At 71.9% G+C, this 15,887-nt stretch carries 15 protein-coding genes and 1 tRNA gene; 3 read left to right on the top strand and 13 right to left on the bottom strand.

The window, feature by feature from the left end; translation table 11 throughout:
• Both pelF and ACIBH3_RS10270 read right to left on the bottom strand, forming a co-directional pair.
• Positions 1-1,509 carry a GT4 family glycosyltransferase PelF gene (gene pelF, locus ACIBH3_RS10265; protein ID WP_396311486.1) on the bottom strand — a complete coding sequence of 503 codons (1,509 nt, stop codon included), beginning with the start codon at positions 1,507-1,509 and terminating at the stop codon, positions 1-3.
• Positions 1,510-1,615: 106 nt separating this feature from the next.
• Positions 1,616-3,928, bottom strand: coding sequence for a hypothetical protein (locus ACIBH3_RS10270; RefSeq protein WP_396311487.1), 2,313 nt, complete (start codon positions 3,926-3,928; stop codon positions 1,616-1,618).
• A gap of 445 nt (positions 3,929-4,373) precedes the next feature.
• Between ACIBH3_RS10270 and ACIBH3_RS10275 the strand changes: the two genes are divergently transcribed.
• Entirely contained in the window at positions 4,374-5,312 is a 939-nt protein-coding gene (locus ACIBH3_RS10275) for a tyrosine-protein phosphatase (protein ID WP_396311488.1), read from the top strand.
• A 115-nt stretch (positions 5,313-5,427) separates the two neighbouring features.
• Here ACIBH3_RS10275 and ACIBH3_RS10280 read toward each other — a convergent pair whose 3' ends face one another.
• The 8 genes from ACIBH3_RS10280 to ACIBH3_RS10315 all read right to left on the bottom strand — a co-directional run bounded on the left by ACIBH3_RS10280 (position 5,428) and on the right by ACIBH3_RS10315 (position 10,622).
• Positions 5,428-6,375, bottom strand: coding sequence for an RNA polymerase sigma factor SigF (locus ACIBH3_RS10280; RefSeq protein WP_396311489.1), 948 nt, complete (start codon positions 6,373-6,375; stop codon positions 5,428-5,430).
• 191 nt (positions 6,376-6,566) lie between these two features.
• Complete coding sequence (locus tag ACIBH3_RS10285; RefSeq protein ID WP_396311490.1) at positions 6,567-7,559, bottom strand: RNA polymerase sigma factor SigF; 993 nt, start codon at positions 7,557-7,559, stop codon at positions 6,567-6,569.
• Positions 7,560-7,835: 276 nt separating this feature from the next.
• Complete coding sequence (locus ACIBH3_RS10290) at positions 7,836-8,129, bottom strand: Dabb family protein (protein WP_396311491.1); 294 nt, start codon at positions 8,127-8,129, stop codon at positions 7,836-7,838.
• Between the two features lie 130 nt (positions 8,130-8,259).
• Positions 8,260-8,424, bottom strand: coding sequence for a hypothetical protein (locus ACIBH3_RS10295; protein WP_396311492.1), 165 nt, complete (start codon positions 8,422-8,424; stop codon positions 8,260-8,262).
• A 491-nt stretch (positions 8,425-8,915) separates the two neighbouring features.
• Positions 8,916-9,005 (bottom strand) — tRNA-Ser (locus ACIBH3_RS10300).
• Between the two features lie 41 nt (positions 9,006-9,046).
• A complete protein-coding gene (gene tadA, locus ACIBH3_RS10305) occupies positions 9,047-9,580 on the bottom strand; it encodes a tRNA adenosine(34) deaminase TadA (RefSeq protein WP_396311493.1) in 534 nt (177 codons plus the stop codon).
• Positions 9,581-9,622: 42 nt separating this feature from the next.
• On the bottom strand, positions 9,623-10,189 hold the full coding sequence (locus ACIBH3_RS10310) for a hypothetical protein (protein ID WP_396311494.1): 567 nt from the start codon (positions 10,187-10,189) through the stop codon (positions 9,623-9,625).
• A 196-nt stretch (positions 10,190-10,385) separates the two neighbouring features.
• Positions 10,386-10,622 (bottom strand): hypothetical protein, encoded by a 237-nt coding sequence (locus tag ACIBH3_RS10315; protein WP_396311495.1) that lies wholly within the window; start codon positions 10,620-10,622, stop codon positions 10,386-10,388.
• Positions 10,623-10,798: 176 nt separating this feature from the next.
• Here ACIBH3_RS10315 and upp point away from each other — a divergent pair, with 176 nt between their 5' ends.
• Entirely contained in the window at positions 10,799-11,434 is a 636-nt protein-coding gene (gene upp / locus ACIBH3_RS10320; protein WP_396311496.1) for a uracil phosphoribosyltransferase, read from the top strand.
• A gap of 80 nt (positions 11,435-11,514) precedes the next feature.
• On the opposite strand, the gene ACIBH3_RS10325 is transcribed toward upp, so the two are convergent.
• Together ACIBH3_RS10325 and ACIBH3_RS10330 are read right to left on the bottom strand one after the other, a co-directional pair.
• A complete protein-coding gene (locus ACIBH3_RS10325) occupies positions 11,515-12,201 on the bottom strand; it encodes a LytR C-terminal domain-containing protein (RefSeq protein WP_396311497.1) in 687 nt (228 codons plus the stop codon).
• A gap of 244 nt (positions 12,202-12,445) precedes the next feature.
• Positions 12,446-12,742 carry a type II toxin-antitoxin system VapB family antitoxin gene (locus tag ACIBH3_RS10330; protein ID WP_396311498.1) on the bottom strand — a complete coding sequence of 99 codons (297 nt, stop codon included), beginning with the start codon at positions 12,740-12,742 and terminating at the stop codon, positions 12,446-12,448.
• Between the two features lie 251 nt (positions 12,743-12,993).
• On the opposite strand from ACIBH3_RS10330, the gene ACIBH3_RS10335 reads away from it, so the two are divergent.
• On the top strand, positions 12,994-14,604 hold the full coding sequence (locus ACIBH3_RS10335; protein ID WP_396311499.1) for a helicase HerA-like domain-containing protein: 1,611 nt from the start codon (positions 12,994-12,996) through the stop codon (positions 14,602-14,604).
• Between the two features lie 59 nt (positions 14,605-14,663).
• Here the strand turns inward: ACIBH3_RS10335 and ACIBH3_RS10340 are convergent, their stop codons facing one another.
• Positions 14,664-15,830, bottom strand: a complete 1,167-nt coding sequence (locus ACIBH3_RS10340; protein ID WP_396311500.1) for a hypothetical protein — start codon at positions 15,828-15,830, stop codon at positions 14,664-14,666.
• Between the last annotated feature and the right edge of the window lie 57 nt (positions 15,831-15,887).

Here is a 15,887-nt window from a genome sequence, read left to right on the forward strand (position 1 = left end):
TCATCGGGCCTCCTGAAGCTTCTCGGTACGGGCCCAGCTCGGGACCTTGCGCGTCGGCGGTGCCTCGGTGCCGACGGCGACCACGCCCTCGGGCAGCCAGCGCGCGGTGCCCAGCAGCTCGGTGTAGATCCCGCGGAAGCCGTCGATGTTCTGGCGCAGGGTGAACTGGTCGATCACCCGGAGCCTGGCCTGCTCGCCCAGGCGCGCCCGGCGCTCCGGGTCGCGCAGCAGCTCGATCGCGGCGGCGGCCATCGGCTCGGGCTCGCGCGGCGGGACGACCAGGCCGGTGTCGCCGACGGCCTCCCGCACGCCGCCCACGTCCGTCGAGACGGTGGAGCGGCCGCAGGACATCGCCTCGATCAGGGTGAACGGGAAGCCCTCGCTGATGCTGGAGAGCATCACGACGTTCCCGGCGGCGTACGCGTCGGTGATGTCGGCGACCCGGCCCTCGAAGACCACCGCGTCGCCGACGCCGAGTTCGGCGGCCAGCTCGACGCAGCCGTCGCGGTAGGCCTCGCCGCCCTTGGGGGTGCCGCCGAACAGCCGCAGCATGGCTTCGGGTATCTCGCGCCGGACGATCGCGAAGGCCCGGATCAGGGTCTCCAGATCCTTGATCGGGTCGACCCGGCCGGCCCAGCTGAGGGTGGGGGTCTCGGGCTCGGGGCCCGCGGGCGGGAAGGCCGCGGGGTCCACGCCGTTGTAGACGGTGCGGATGTGCGCGGACGGCGTGCCGCCGCGCTCCTCCCAGCGCCGGTTGTACCGGTTGCCGGGGGTGACGAGTGCGGCCCGCCGGTAGCTCTCCTCGGCGAGCATCCGGTAGAAGCCGAGCAGCAGGGCCTTGACCGGCCAGCGGTACGGGCCGGTGCGGTAGCCGAGGTAGCGCTCACGCAGGTAGATGCCGTGCTCGGTGAGGAGAAACGGTACGCCGTACTGCTGGGAGGCGATCAGTCCCGGCAGGGTGGCGAGCCCGCCGCTGGCCGCGTGCGCGACGCCGTCCTGCGGCGGCTCGACCGACAGCGGACGCAGCGCGTGCTCCAGCAGGTCGGTCGCGTTGAGCGCGTCGTGCAGCGTCGGACGGGAGGCGGCGGTGGGCAGGTAGTCGCGGGTCCAGACGTGCTGGAGGGTGCGCAGCGCGCCTTCGCTGCGCAGCGCCGGGCTGAGCAGTCCGCGCCGGGCGAGGTCGGCGAAGCCGTACAGCTCGGTGCCGAAGTGGGTGGTGTAGACGGGGTCGAGGATGGAGTGCAGGAAGCGCTCGTAGGCGTCGAGGAAGCGTCGCAGCTCCTTGCGGCGCGGTGGCTTCGCGGCGGAGGCCGGGCCCCACAGCGGGGCGGCCGTCACGGATCGGACGTTGGCCGGCAGTTCCCAGGCCAGTGCTTCGTTACCGGTGCCGGTCACCGCGATCACGTCGAACTCGACGTCGGGCATGCCCGTGACCAGCTGGTCGCACCAGACGCTGACGCCGCCGTGCTGATGTGGATACGTGCCTTCGGTGAGCAGGGTGACGCGCATCCCTGACCCCCCTCCTCTTCCCCTCAAGAGCGCCCGCCGTGGTGGGCGGGCGCGGTGCCGGTGGTGGGGTGGGATCAACCACCCCACCACCGGTGCGTGTTGCGTACTACCTCTTGCCGGTCTTGGCGGCAGGCTGCTGTGCCGTGCTCTTGCCCCCCGTGCTCTTCGCCGGGGCGTTGCCCTTGCGGTTCTTGTCCGTCATGGCCTTGCCGAGGACCGGGGCACCGCTGCCGGGCACCAGGACCGGCGCGTCGGTACGGGCGGTGTCGCTCGGGCCGGCCGGCACGGCCTGGGTGGTCCCGTTCGGCACGACGGTCTTGTCGGCCGGAGCCGCGAGCGGCGCGGCGGCGGGCGCGGCGGCCGGAGCGGCCGGGGTACCGGCGGCGTTCAGCTTCAGCGTCACGCTGCTCTGCAGCGAGCCCGGCTTGACCCAGCCGGAGAGCGTACCGGCGTACGCGGTGCCGAAGGCGCCGCTGCCGAGGGTCAGCTTCTGGGTGGTGCCGGTGGGCATGGTCGCCTGGACCTGCACGCCCGAGGGCGCGGTGACGGTGACGGTGTCACCCATCCGGTACGCGGTGACCTGGCCGGCGGCCAGGGCCTTGTTCCAGGCGGCGCGGCGCTGGAACTCCGCGCCGATCTCCTTCTGCGGAAGGTTCACGATCGGGGCGTTGTCCGCGTGCAGCGCGCGGTAGGTGGAGAGCACCTTCTCCAGGACCGGGTAGACGATCCGGTCCTCGGCCAGGTTCGACTGGTGGATGAAGTGCGGGCGCGGGTCGTTGCTGAGCACGTGGCCCAGGTCGATCCGGGCCTCCAGCGGCACGATGTACGACTGGTAGCCGGTGGTGGTGTCCAGCGGCGTGCTCAGGCAGGTGGAGTTGGCGTTGTTCTCGCAGACTCCGCTGCCGCCGTTGGCCACGCTGGTGTAGATCCAGTTGTACTCGTCGGCCTCCTCCTTCGCCGTACCGGCGTTGTAGAAGACGTTCATCGGGTAGCGCGGCACGGTCAGCGTGGAGCTGCCCACGGCCCGCTGGCCCGACTCGCGGGAGGCGTCGCTCGCCGTCCACTTGACCCCGTTGGCGGCCAGAGCCGGCGCCAGGTACGGGTTGTCGCTGGTCTCCTGCGGCGCGGTCAGCAGGCCCGAGTGCTCGCCCGTGACGAGCTCGGCCTTGTCGATCGTGATGTGGTGCGCCGCGGCCCAGTCGATGTTGTTCTTGACCTGGGAGTTGATGGTGGCCTGGTCGACCCAGACCGTGTTGCCGCCCGCGTCCTTGGTGCACTTCCACGGCACCACCGAGACGTCCTGCAGGCAGCCCAGGTACGGGTGCGTGTAGGTGTGGTTGATCCACCGGTAGGAGGCCTGGTCGGCGGCCATCTGGTCCACCACCGGGTCGGCGGTGACGGAGTGGTCGGTCTTCCAGTCCTCGCTGCCGCCGCCGTTGAACACCATGTCCATGGTGAAGTTGTTGGCGCTCTGCCACTGCTTGGCGTACTGCGCGTCGGCCGGCGTCATCCGGATCGGGTTCGCCGACTCGGGGGTGCCGGGCGGGCAGGTGACGTCACCGGGGGTGCACTTGAGGGTGGTGTCCCAGCGGTCGTCGGCCAGGAACACGTCGTCCACGTGGGCCGCGAAGTAGTTGCGGTCGTAGCCGAGGTGGACGCCCTGGGTGATCCAGTCCACGATGCCGCGCGCCAGCAGCCGGTACTGCTGCTGGTACTGGTTGTAGACGAAGGTGACGACCAGCTCCTTGCGGCCGTCGTGGCTGTACTCGCCGACCAGCGACCCCTTGGCGGTGCTGCCCGGGATCGGCGCCTCCACCAGCGGGGTGAAGCCGGCGCCCGCCAGCGGCGTCGCGAGGTAGCCGTAGCTCTCGGAGACGTTCGGGTCGTTGTCCTCGAAGGGGACACTGCCCTTGAGGTAGCCGAACGGGCCCGCGGTGCCGGCGGAGGTGACCTGCCCCTGGGTGCCGTCGAGCGTTCCGATGAAACCCGGGTCCTGTGCCCAGTTCAGACCGACGTCCGGGCGGGCATAGGTGTAGGCATCGACCTGACGGATGCCGAACGTGGCCTCGAAGGTGGCGAGGGCCGCCATCTCCGCCGAGCCGGCCGGGAAGGGGTTGTCGTTGGGAAGGACAACACCCTGGAACTTGGCGCGCGGCGCGCCGTTGACGGTGTCGCTCAGGAAGGCGGCGTCGATCACCGGCCGGTTGGCGTCGTTCAGCTTGACGACCTTGAACGGGGCGCCCTGGCTGGTGAGCTCGGCGGCGATCGCGGCGGTGGCGGGGCCACCGTCGTCGACCACCAGGATCGTGAGGTCGATCCGGTTCGGGGTCGCGCCGTGCGCGAGGGACGACTGCAGGCCTGCGCCGGCCAGCAGAACGGCTGCCGCGCAGGCGGCAGCTCTTCGGGTCGCTCGACCCATGTGTGATTCCTCCCCTGGGCAGGCTTGGACCGCTGCTCCGCGTCCGCCTGCCCTGTCGCTGTTCGAAGGCAGCAGACTGCCCGCGCCTATCCTCGTTGAGCCCCAGGGGTGCTTGGGGCCAAATGGGTGATAGTGCAGCGAATTTGTTACCAACGTTCATGGCTGTGCCATAAAGGGGCGGATTGTGGCCAGGGGGACACCATCTGCGCAAATTATGAAATACAAATTAGAAGTGCCGGTCGGTGACAGCAACTGCCCTGCCCCCCGCCTGTAAACCGGCTTTCCCCCTGGTCACCCCCCATGGCCGCCACCGCACCGGCAACCCTGCCTAGACTGGCGACGCCGTGCCACTCTCGCACATCCGTGCCCCCGGGTGGGCAGGTTCATGCAATATTGCGCAGGGTTGTGCGCCGAAGCAGTTTCGATATCCCATGGAGGCCGCGCCGTGACCGAGCAGCAGACCGAGATCGCAGGACCGGCCGAGGCGGTCGGGGCGGTGGCCGAAGCACTCGCCGAGGCGCGCAGCCTCGGACTGCGCGGAGCCGTGAATGCGCGCGACCTCGGCGGCTACCGGACGGCCGACGGAATGGTGCTGCGGCACGGCGTGGCGCTGCGCAGCGACGGCCTCAACCGGCTGACCGACGCAGATCTTGACGCACTGTCGGCCCTGGGTCTGCGTCAGGTGGTGGACCTGCGCAGCCTGGACGAGGTCCGCGAGGCCGGCCCGGACCGCGTCCGCGGTCTGCCCGTCGCCGAGATCGACAGTGCCGAACTCTCCGCCACCCCGGTCACCGTCGAGCGCACCACCCCGGACGGTGTGACCCTGCACCACCTGCCGGTTTTCGCCGCCGATTTCGACATCTACGTGGCCCTGCGGAACGCCCTGGCCGACCGCAGCCCCGAGAAGCAGCGCGCGCTGCTCGGCGACGGCAGGGCCGCCGCGATGATGATCGGCCTCTACCGCTGGTTCGTCACCGACCCGATCGCGCGCGAGCGGTTCGCCACCGTGGTGCGCCTGCTGGCCGCGCCGGACGGCCCGCCGCTGCTGTTCCACTGCTCGGCCGGAAAGGACCGCACCGGTTGGACGGCCGCGATCATTCTCACCGCGCTCGGCGTGGATCACGACACCGTCTTCACCGACTACCTGCTGACCAACGAGCGCTCCGCGGCGATCATCGAGAACATCGTGGACAGCTTCGGCACCCGCGGACTGATGCGGGAGCCCGAGCTGCTGCTGCCGGTCTTCCGGGCCGACCGCCGCTACCTGGAGGCCGCGTTCGAGGAGGTGGCCCTCGGCTGGGACACCTTCGAGAGGTTCTGGCAGGACGGGCTCGGGCTCGACGACGAGGTGCTGGCCGGCCTGCGCGCCAACCTGCTGGCCTAGGCCTGTCGGGCGCTCAAGGGTGCTCCTGGGCGGCCCGGGGCACGCCGAAGCGTCCCGGCGGGGCTCGGCCCCGCCGGGACGCCTGCCCGGCCCCGCTACGCCCCGCTACGCCCCGCTACGCCTCGCTGATCAGGCCCTCGCGCAGCTGCGTGAGGGTCTTGGTCAGCAGTCGCGAGACGTGCATCTGGGAGATCCCGATCTCCTCGCCGATCTGCGACTGCGTCAGGTTCCCGAAGAACCGCAGCATGATGATCCGGCGCTCGCGCGGCGGCAGCTTGGCCAGCAGCGGCTTGAGCGACTCGCGGTACTCCACGCCCTCCAGTGCGAGGTCCTCGTAGCCGAGCCGCTCGGCCAGCGGCCCGTCGCCGTCCTCCTCGCCGGGGCTGGAGTCCAGCGAGCTGGCCGTGTACGCGTTGCCGACCGCCAGGCCCTCCACCACGTCCTCCTCGCTGACGCCGAGGCAGGCCGCCAGCTCGGGGACGGTGGGGGAGCGGTCGAGCTTCTGGGCGAGTTCGTCGCCGGCCTTGGTGAGCGCCAGGCGCAGCTCCTGGAGCCGCCGGGGCACCCGGACCGACCAGCTGGTGTCCCGGAAGAAGCGCTTGATCTCGCCGACCACCGTGGGCATCGCGAAGGTGGGGAACTCCACCCCGCGCTCCGGGTCGAAGCGGTCGATCGCCTTGATCAGCCCGATCGTGCCGACCTGGACGATGTCCTCCATCGGCTCGTTGCGGCTGCGGAACCGCGCCGAGGCGTACCGCACCAGCGGCAGGTTCAGCTCGATCAGCGTGTCGCGGACGTAGGTGTGCTCGGCACTGCCCGCCTCCAGGGTGGCCAGCCGCAGGAAGAGCGAGCGGGAGAGCGTGCGGGTGTCCAGCGCGGGGCCGGGCGACGGGGCCGTGACCGTGGTCGTGCCCGCGGCGGCGGCAGCGGTCGCGTCGGTGGCCGTGGTCCCGCTGCCGTCCGCGGTCGGCGGTGGGGCCTGCCGAGGGAAGCCCCGGACCGGGATCTGATCGACGACCGCCGTGGTGCCGTGGATCTCAGCAGTGCCCAGCTCTGCGGACATGCGCCCACCCCCTTGTGACTGGCTGTTGAACGGGTGTCACCGCGCGGCGGTTCCCGCGTGGCGCCCTCCCCCTCCATACCGGAACACAGTCCCCTGCAAACCCGAACGTCGCAAGATGTCACGTGGCGGTAACGCGTAGCAATCTAGCCGTGGACCGGTCGAATATGGCGGTATGTGAGGTTCTGTGTCGGTCAGTCTTCCCAGGAATTGCCGGTTCGAAGCCTCGTCAGGATCCGGGACAGCAATCGCGAGACGTGCATCTGCGACATCCCGAGCTCGGTGCTGATCTGGGACTGGGTCAGATTGGCGAAGAACCGCAGCATGATGATCCGCCGCTCCCGCTCGGGCAGCTGGACGAGCAGGTGGCGCACCATGTCCCGGTGCTCGACCTCGGCCAGGGCGGAATCCTCGTAGCCGAGGCGGTCCAGCAGGGCCAGCCCGCCCTCGTGCTCCTGCGCGGCCTCCAGCGAGGCCGCGTTGTAGGCCCGCCCGGCGTCCAGGCAGGCCCGGACGTCCTCCTCGGGGATCCGCAGGCTGGCCGCGATCTCGGGGACCTTGGGCGCCCGGCCGTGGGCGATCGTCAGCTCCTCCATGGCGCCGCTCACCTGTACCCAGAGCTCCTGGAGGCGGCGCGGTACGTGCATGGTGCGGACGTTGTCGCGGAAGTACCGCTTGATCTCGCCCAGGATGGTCGGCAGCGCGTAGGTCGGGAACTGCACGCCCCGGCCGGGGTCGAAGCGGTCGATCGCGTTGATCAGCCCGATCGTGCCGACCTGGACGACGTCCTCCATCGGCTCGCTGCGGCTGCGGAAGCGGGTCGCCGCGTAGCGCACCAGCGGAATGTTGGCCTCGATCAGCGCCGCCCGTACGCGCTCGCGCTCGGGGGCGTCGGGGGGCAGCTCGCCGAGGCGCTCGAACAGCACCCGGGTGAGGGTGCGCACGTCCACGGCGGAACGCGGCTCGCCGATCCTCGGCTCCGGGGCGGCGGGCCCGGCCGTCCCGGGTGCCGTGCTCCCCGCCTCGCCGACTCCGGGTTCGCCGGCTCCGGGTTCGGCGGTTCTGGGCTCGGTGTCCCCCGGCTCTGCGGACGGGCCCACGACGGCGTCCGGCGGCTCGTCCGGCGGCTCCTCCGGTGCCGGTCCGGCGCCGGTATCAGGCGCGCTCCCTTGTGTCCGCACGGACACGTCACCCCTCCCAAAGTCGTCTACGGCGGGACTGCGGGTCGGGTGTCGCGTCTCGTTCACCACCTCGCCATGTCCGGCAAAACCGGTCATAGCATCACAAGGTGGGCGTAGTACGTTCAAGCACCGGACGGAGGTGTGTTGGTGGCCCGTTGGGGCATCCGGCGCAGCGTCGCGCGGCCCGCACCGCACACGCGTCGGCGCCCCGCTCCGGTCGGAGGCGGGGCGCCGCAGGGGTGTACGGGCGCGACCGGGAGGCCGGGCGCCGGATCGGAGGCCTCAGACCTCGATGTCGGCAATCACCCAGGTGGCGAACTCCCGCCAATGGGCCGCCGCGGCCTGGTGGGCCGGATGGGCGAGGTAGGACTGCAGTGCCTCGCGGTCCTCGACCAGGCTGTTGATCGCGTAGTCGTACGCGATGTCGCGCTCGGTGCCGTTCCAGCCGCACTCCCACTCGCGCAGCTCGGGGACGAGCGGGCCGAGCTCCGCGAAGGCCTTGGCGCCGGCGAGCGCCCGGGCGTCGTCCTTGCCGACGCCCTCGTTGAGCTTGAACAGGACCAGGTGCCGGATCACGATGCCGCTCCTAACGGCCGGGGTCATTGACCCGGCCACGTTAGCCGTCGGCCGGCCCGGGCCGCCCCGGCGGTCCGCTCCTCGGCCGACGCCGCTGCTCCTCGGCCGCGCTGCGCCTCGGCCGGAGCCGCTACTTGACCAGCCCCGTCATGAAGGTGCCGACCGCTTTGGCCGCGATGGAGATCCCCTCGAAGCCCGACTGGACCAGTTCGGCGGCCCGGGCGGGCGAGGTGATGATCGTGTAGAGCACGAAGATCAGCAGGAGGTACATGCCGATCTTCTTCGCCTGAGCCATCGATTGACCTGCCTCCCTGCTGTGGGCCGCCGTCATCCGGTCCCCGAGCGCCCCTCTGCCTGGCGGCAGCTTATCCACCGGACGGCCTATCCAGTGAGCAACGCGTTCGGCCGTCCGGGACGAAGGTCCCGGCGGGTGGGGCCTTTCTCCGGGTGCCCCGCGCGGGGTGGTGCAGCACGATTGTTGTGTACCGGGAACCTGGCAGGAATTCCCGGTACGTGGATCCGGAGTTCCCCGCTGTGGGACCGGTGCCGCGGCTTCCCCCCGACGCGGCACCGGTTGTGGGACTCCGCCGGGGGAGCGGTTCAGTCCCCCCGAGGCCGCTCCCCCTCCAGGCTCCGTACTCGTCGGGCTCCGGTGGTCGTCGGCCCGGGTACGGGGCCTGACGCCGTTCCTGGCGCCGCTCCTGACGCCGGGCCGACGACGGCCGCGCCGGGCAGTACGACGAAGGGCCCGTCCGGAGTGATCCGGACGGGCCCTTCGTCATCAGCTGGCGGTAGCGGTGGGATTCGAACCCACGGTGGAGTTGCCCCCACACACGCTTTCGAGGCGTGCTCCTTTGGCCGCTCGGACACGCTACCGAGGGAGACTCTACCGGACGGGTGCGGCGGTCACGAAATCCTTAGCGGTGACCGTCGAAGAAGGCCCGCAGTTGGGCGCCGCACTCCTCGGCCAGCACGCCCGGCACCACCTCGGGGCGGTGGTTGAGCCGGCGGTCGCGCATCACGTCGAAGAGCGAGCCGGCGGCGCCGGCCTTCTCGTCCAGCGCGCCGTAGACGACCCGGTCGATCCTGGAGAGCACGATCGCGCCCGCGCACATGGTGCACGGCTCCAGGGTGACGACCAGGGTGCAGCCGCTCAGCCGCCAGGCCCCGAGGGCCAGTGCGGCCTCGCGGATCGCGACCACCTCGGCGTGGGCGGTCGGATCGCCGACCGCCTCGCGCTCGTTGTGGCCGCGCCCGAGCACCGATCCGTCCGGGCCCAGCACCAGCGCCCCCACCGGTACGTCACCGGTGGCGGGCGCCAGCGCGGCCTCGGCGATGGCCAGGCGCATCGGCGCCGCCCACCGGTCACGGACCGGGTCGGGGCGGACGGGTGCGGGCAGCGGGGCGATCGACGGTGCGATCGGCGGGCTGGTCTGCGGGACGGACTGCATGGCATCCAGTGTCGGGCATCCGGCACCCGGCCCGGCCGCCGGCTACCGCACGGCCTCCAGGATCTCGCCGCAGCCCAGCGCGTCGGCGATCTCGGCCAGGGCGTCGCCCGGCACCGCGCCCTCGCCGCTCAGGTCGAGCAGGTCCTTGGCCGCGAGCCCGAACTCGGTGAGCAGCTCGCTGTCGCCGAGCGGTCCGACCGGCACCCCGCCGGGGCCGGTGGCCGGGCCGTCGTCCTCGTCGGCGTCGTCGTCCGCGCCGTCGGACGCCTCGTCCTCCTCGTCCAGTTCGGCGACCAGGTCGTCGAGGTCGTCGAACTCGCTCTCGCCGGCCTGCTCGACCAGCTCGTCGGTGAGGACGGACCCGTAGGAGCTGCGGGCGGCTGCGGCGCCGTCCGAGACGAAGATCCGTGGGTCCTCCTCACCGTCGACGCGGACGATGGCGAACCACGCGTCCTCCTGTTCGATGAAGACCAGCACGCTGTCATCGTCCTGCGCGGCCTCACGGGCCACGTCGGCCAGGTCGGCCAGTGTTTCGACGGCGTCGAGTTCCGTCTCGCTCACATCCCACCCGTCCTCGGTGCGAGCAAGCACTGCAGCGAAGTACGCCACCAGGGACACTCCCAAGATTGGTCTCGGCTGTAGGCGATCTCGGGCGAAGCGGTCTGGCCGCCCCCGCGCCAGAGGCGGCCCGCTGTTCGGACCGTCCCATCGGAATCGTGACAGAAAGCCTGCCGTTGCGGGGGGTGTTCGGCAGCGCGTCTTCGCAGGTCGTGTCGGAAGGGCCGGTGAAGGGGGTGGCGCCCGGTCAGATCCGGAAGGTCCGCATCCGCATGGCCTCGCGCATTCGGCGCTCCTTGGTGCGCCTGGGCTGCACCCGGGCCCGTAGCTCTCGCGCCTCGGTGAGCTCGCGAAGGAAGACGGCCCGCCGCTTACGGCGTTCCGTCTCGGTCTCGTGGTGGCCCGGGGTCTGACCGGCGGCTTCGCCCGGTGGGCCGGTGCGCCCCGCCGCCGAGCCGCTCCCGGACTTCGGGTTGCTCGTCATACGGTCTGACTTTCCCAGAATGGGCCGGTTGATACCAGGCGAGGGCCGTCGGCACCGGCATTCACGCTCGGTCATGGCGCACGGCCCGGGAGCGAGAGATCCGTCACGCTCGGTACCGTTCGCGCCACGGCGGGTGGGCGGTCGTACGGGCGTCCGGCCCCGGCTATCGTCGAACCATGCGGATCCACGTCGTCGACCACCCCCTGGTCGCCCACAAGCTCTCCACCCTGCGCGACGAGCGCACCGACTCTCCGACCTTCCGTCGCCTGACCGACGAGCTGGTCACGCTCCTCGCGTACGAGGCGACCCGGGACGTCCGCACCGAGGAGGTGGAGATCACCACGCCCGTGGCGGTCACCACCGGCACCCGGCTCAGCTACCCCCGCCCGCTGGTCGTCCCGATCCTGCGGGCCGGCCTCGGCATGCTGGACGGCATGACCCGGCTGCTGCCGACCGCCGAGGTCGGCTTCCTGGGCATGGTGCGCAACGAGGAGACCCTGGAGGCCTCCACGTACGCCACCCGGATGCCCGACGACCTCTCCGGCCGCCAGGTGTACGTGCTCGACCCGATGCTGGCCACCGGCGGCACGCTGATCGCGGCGATCCGGATGCTGATCGAGCGCGGCGCCACCGATGTCACCGCGGTCGTGCTGCTGGCGGCGCCCGAGGGTGTCGCGGTGATGGAGAAGGAGCTCACGGGCCTGCCGGTGACCGTCGTCACCGCCGCCGTCGACCAGCGCCTGAACGAGAACGGCTACATCGTCCCCGGCCTCGGCGACGCCGGCGACCGCCTCTACGGCACGGCCGGCTGACCCGACCCGCACCACCCCCGCCCACCACGCGAAAGCCCCCGGCCTCAGGGCCGGGGGCTTTCGTACGTTCCGTGCGGGTGTCAGCAGGTGCCGTTGGTGGTGGCCGTCGGGGTGGGCTTGGTGGCCAGGGCCAGGGCGGCCGCCGCCTGGGTCTCGTCGAGCAGCGCGTTGTAGCTGTCGCCGATGACGAAGTCGACGCTGGCGTCCGTACGGGCGTCGGCGGTGGTGGTGGCGCCCGCGATCTGCGAGCTGAGCAGCGTCACGGCGCCGGCGGCGGCCGGACCGCCGACCACCTGGGCGGTACCCGGCACCTTCTTGTCGAGCTCGGCCGGCGCGTTGCCGACCTTGCCGATGGTGAAGCCGCGCTTCTTCAGTTCGTCGGCGGTGCGCGCGGCCAGGCCGGACTTGGCGGTGGCGTTGTAGACGTTGACGGTGATGGTCTGCGGCTGCGGGATGGCCTTCGGGTCCACCGGTGCGGCCGGGGAGGCCGAGGCCGACGCCGAGGGGGCGCCGGAGGCCGGGGCGGCCAGCGGCTTGCCGGACGCGCCCGCCGACGGCGAGGCGCAGGCCTGGGCCGAGGCGTGCTTGCCGCGGCCGCTGAAGATGTCGTAGAGCTGCACGCCGCCGAGGGCGATCAGGGTCAGCGCGAGCAGCGCGCCGATCGCCGCGAAGACCTTGCGGCTCTTCTTGGGGGGCCGCCCGAGCCGCGGATACGCGGTGCCGGTGACCCGGTACTGCTTCCCCTTCAAACCTTGGGGAGTCAACATGCTCACAGTTTGTCTCCCCCTCGTGCCAGGGCGGGGCTCGGTGACGGGTGGGGCCGGTCAGGCGTGGCGCCGTGAGGAATCCGGCCGGTACTCAGCAGACTAGTGCGGGACCGCTGTGAAGGTACTAAATGATCATCATCTGGAGTACGGCGGCACCCGAAAGGATGTACGGCGTGCGCGTGAGCGGCCCCGGGGGAGTGGCGGCGGGGCCGGGAAGAGGGGGGAGCGGGCAGGCGGGTGCCCGTTACTCCATGTCGAGGACCCGGGCGTGCAGCACCTGACGCTGCTGCAGGGCGGCCCGCACCGCGCGGTGCAGCCCGTCCTCCAGGTAGAGGTCGCCGCGCCACTTCACCACGTGGGCGAAGAGGTCACCGTAGAAGGTGGAGTCCTCGGCCAGCAGAGTTTCGAGGTCCAACTGCCCCTTGGTGGTCACCAGCTGGTCCAGCCGCACCGGACGCGGAGCGACGTCTGCCCACTCGCGGGTGCTGGTCCGGCCGTGATCCGGGTACGGCCGTCCGTTGCCGATGCGCTTGAAGATCACACGGAAAGCCTACCGTTTGGGTGGCGGATGGTGCAGCAGACGTGGCCCGCCTTCGCTGCCCGCGGGTGGCCGACCTGCGTGGATACCCGTGACAAAGGGTGAAATGTTCCTGTGTGGCCGGGACGGGACGGCGGGTGGCGGGGGCTGCGGGCGGGAGATTGCGGTTGTTTGATGGTAATTGCCGCAGTCGTTGCCGAAACCTGGCCGGATCTGTCCGCCGCTGTCCGTCCCTGCCCCGGGAGTGTGCCCAGATGCCAACCGCCGAGACCCCCTCCGCCGAGCTGCCGCCCGCCGTCCGGGAGATCGCCGACGGCTACGCCTTCACCGGCCCCGCGCTCGACCTCGGTGCCGCCGTCCAGGGCACCACCGCCTACCCGGCCGCCCGGATCCGCATCCCGCTCGGCGTTCTCAACCGGCACGGCCTCGTCGCCGGGGCGACCGGCACCGGCAAGACCAAGACGCTCCAGCTGATCGCCGAACAGCTCTCCGCCCAGGGCGTGCCGGTGTTCCTCGCCGACATCAAGGGCGATGTCTCCGGCATCGGCGCCCCGGGCGCTGCGGGTGAGCGGGTCGGTGCCCGCGCCGCCGAGGTCGGGCAGAGCTGGACGGCGCAGGGCTGCCCGGCCGAGTTCTACTCGCTCGGCGGCCAGGGCACCGGCATCCCGATCCGAGCCACCGTCACCAGCTTCGGGCCCCTGCTGCTGGCCAAGGTGCTCGACCTGAACGAGACCCAGGAGTCCTCGCTCGGCCTGGTCTTCCACTATGCGGACCGCAACGGCCTGGAGCTCTACGACCTCAAGGACCTGACCGCCGTCATCTCCTTCCTCACCTCGCCGGAGGGCAAGGAGGAGCTGAAGAGCCTCGGCGGCCTCTCCGCCGCCACCGCGGGCGTCATCCTGCGCTCGCTGACGGTGCTCGACAACGAGGGCGCCGGCGCCTTCTTCGGCGAGCCCGAGTTCGACACCGCGGAGCTGCTGCGTACCGCGCCCGGGGGCAGCCCGGGCCCGGAGGGCGAGGGAGGGCGCGGGGTGGTCTCCGTCCTGGAGCTGCCCGCCGTCCAGGACCGGCCGCGGCTGTTCTCCACCTTCCTGATGTGGCTGCTCGCCGACCTCTACCAGGAGCTGCCGGAGGTGGGGGACCTGGACGAGCCCAAGCTGGTCTTCTTCTTCGACGAGGCCCACCTGCTCTTCAAGGGCGCCTCCAAGGCCTTCCTGGAGGCGATCACCCAGACCGTCCGGCTGATCCGATCCAAGGGCGTCGGGATCTTCTTCGTCACCCAGACCCCCAAGGACGTGCCCTCGGACGTGCTCGCCCAGCTGGGCAACCGGGTGCAGCACGCGCTTCGCGCCTTCACCCCGGACGATGCCAAGGCCCTGAAGGCGACGGTCTCCACCTTCCCCAGGTCCTCGTACGACCTGAGCGAGGTGCTGACCTCGCTCGGCACCGGCGAGGCGGTGGTGACCGTGCTGTCCGAGAAGGGCGCGCCGACCCCGGTGGCCGCCACCAGGCTGCGGGCGCCGCAGTCGCGGATGGGGCCGCTGGAGCCGGCCGCGCTCCAGGCGGCGGTGGACGGCTCCGCGCTGACCGCGCGCTACCGCGACCCGGTCGACCGCGAGTCGGCGTACGAGAAGCTCGCGGCCCGCGCGGCCAGGCCCGCCCCCCAGGACGCCGCTCCGCCACCCCCGGCCCGGGAGCAGGAGCAGGAGCGGCGCAGGGCGGGGACGGCGGAGCAGGGGGACGGCGGGCTGCTCGGCTCGCTGCTGAGCAACCCGGCCCTGAAGTCCTTCGCCCGCTCCGTCGGCAGCCAGCTCGGCCGGGAGATCTCCCGCAGCCTGTTCGGCACCTCCCGCCGCCGCCGGTAGCGCCGCCGGCAACCGGAGTGGAAGTCGGACCGGTCGACCGCCCACTCCGTGCGGCGTCCTCAGCCGCCGAGGGCCGCGCCGATCCGGTCCATCGAGGAGAGCCGCATCAGGCCGTAGTTGTAGAACTCGACCTCGGGGACGCCCAGCTCGCGCAGAGTGTCGATCTTGGCGGCGAGGTTGGCCGGGCCGTCGCAGTCGGAGGCCATCGGGCGCAGGATGACCGCCATGTCCCGTGGGGCGACGCCGTGCAGGGCGAAGGCGGCGACCTTCTCACGGACGGCCTGCGGGGTCCTGGCGTAGCCGAGGGTCTCGATCCGGTGGGCGGCCTTGGCCAGTGCGGGCAGGTCGATGCCGCTGAGCCAGCCCTTGCCGGGCCCGCCGCCGTCCATGAAGGTCAGCCGCATGCCGAGGTCCGCGGCGGCCTCGGCCAGCTCGGCGGTCAGCGAGGTGACGGTGCCCGCGGCGGCGTCGACGTACGCGGCGAGCGCGCCACCCGCCAGGCTGTCCAGCGCCATGTGCTCGGCGGCGGCCGCCTCGTCGCTCAGGCGCCGGCGCAGCTCCGCGCGGACGGCCAGGCGGACCTCCTCGGCGGGCACGCCCGCGCGGACGGCGTTCGCCCGGCAGTGGTCGCAGAAGCAGATCCCGAGCAGTGCCTCGGCGAACGGGCCGAGCTCCTCGAAGTAGCGCTCGTGGTGGTAGCCGTGGCGCAGGCCGTGGAAGTGCAGCGACTCGGCGCGGATCGCGTCCACCCCGTACCGGGCCAGCTCGCCGACCAGGGTGCGGGCGTACTCGCGGACCTCGGGGTCGGCCGGGCAGAGTTCGGTCAGGTGGCGGTCGCCGAAGGCGTTGGCGGGGGTGCAGTCGGGGTGCTGGAAGCCGAGCCGGTCGTTGTGGCAGAAGACCGTCCAGGCGTGCAGCTTCATGCCCCGGCGCCCGGCCTCGGCGGCGGCCTCGGCGAACGGGTCGCGCTCGCCGATCGCGGTGGAGGGCGTGGGGGCCAGCCGACGGCCGGCCCAGCGGGCCGGGTCGGGGCGGAAGTATGCGGCGCCGGGCTCCAGGTAGCGCACCACCCGCTCGGGGTGGTGCGGGAAGACGTCGCGGGCCGCGTGGTACACCGAGGCGAGGGTGACGCCGCCGACGCCGGCCCGGTCGATGAGGTTGCCGAAGAAGGTGTCGGCGCCCTCGTCGATCAGGTCGGTGGCGAAGGCGAGGACGGAGGACTCCACGGTGCGGCTCCGGAGCAGGGGTGCGGGGGCGGGGTACGCGGGGCCCCCACGCTAGCC

The organism is Kitasatospora sp. NPDC050543 (genome assembly GCF_044457565.1).
Lineage (GTDB): Bacteria > Actinomycetota > Actinomycetes > Streptomycetales > Streptomycetaceae > Kitasatospora.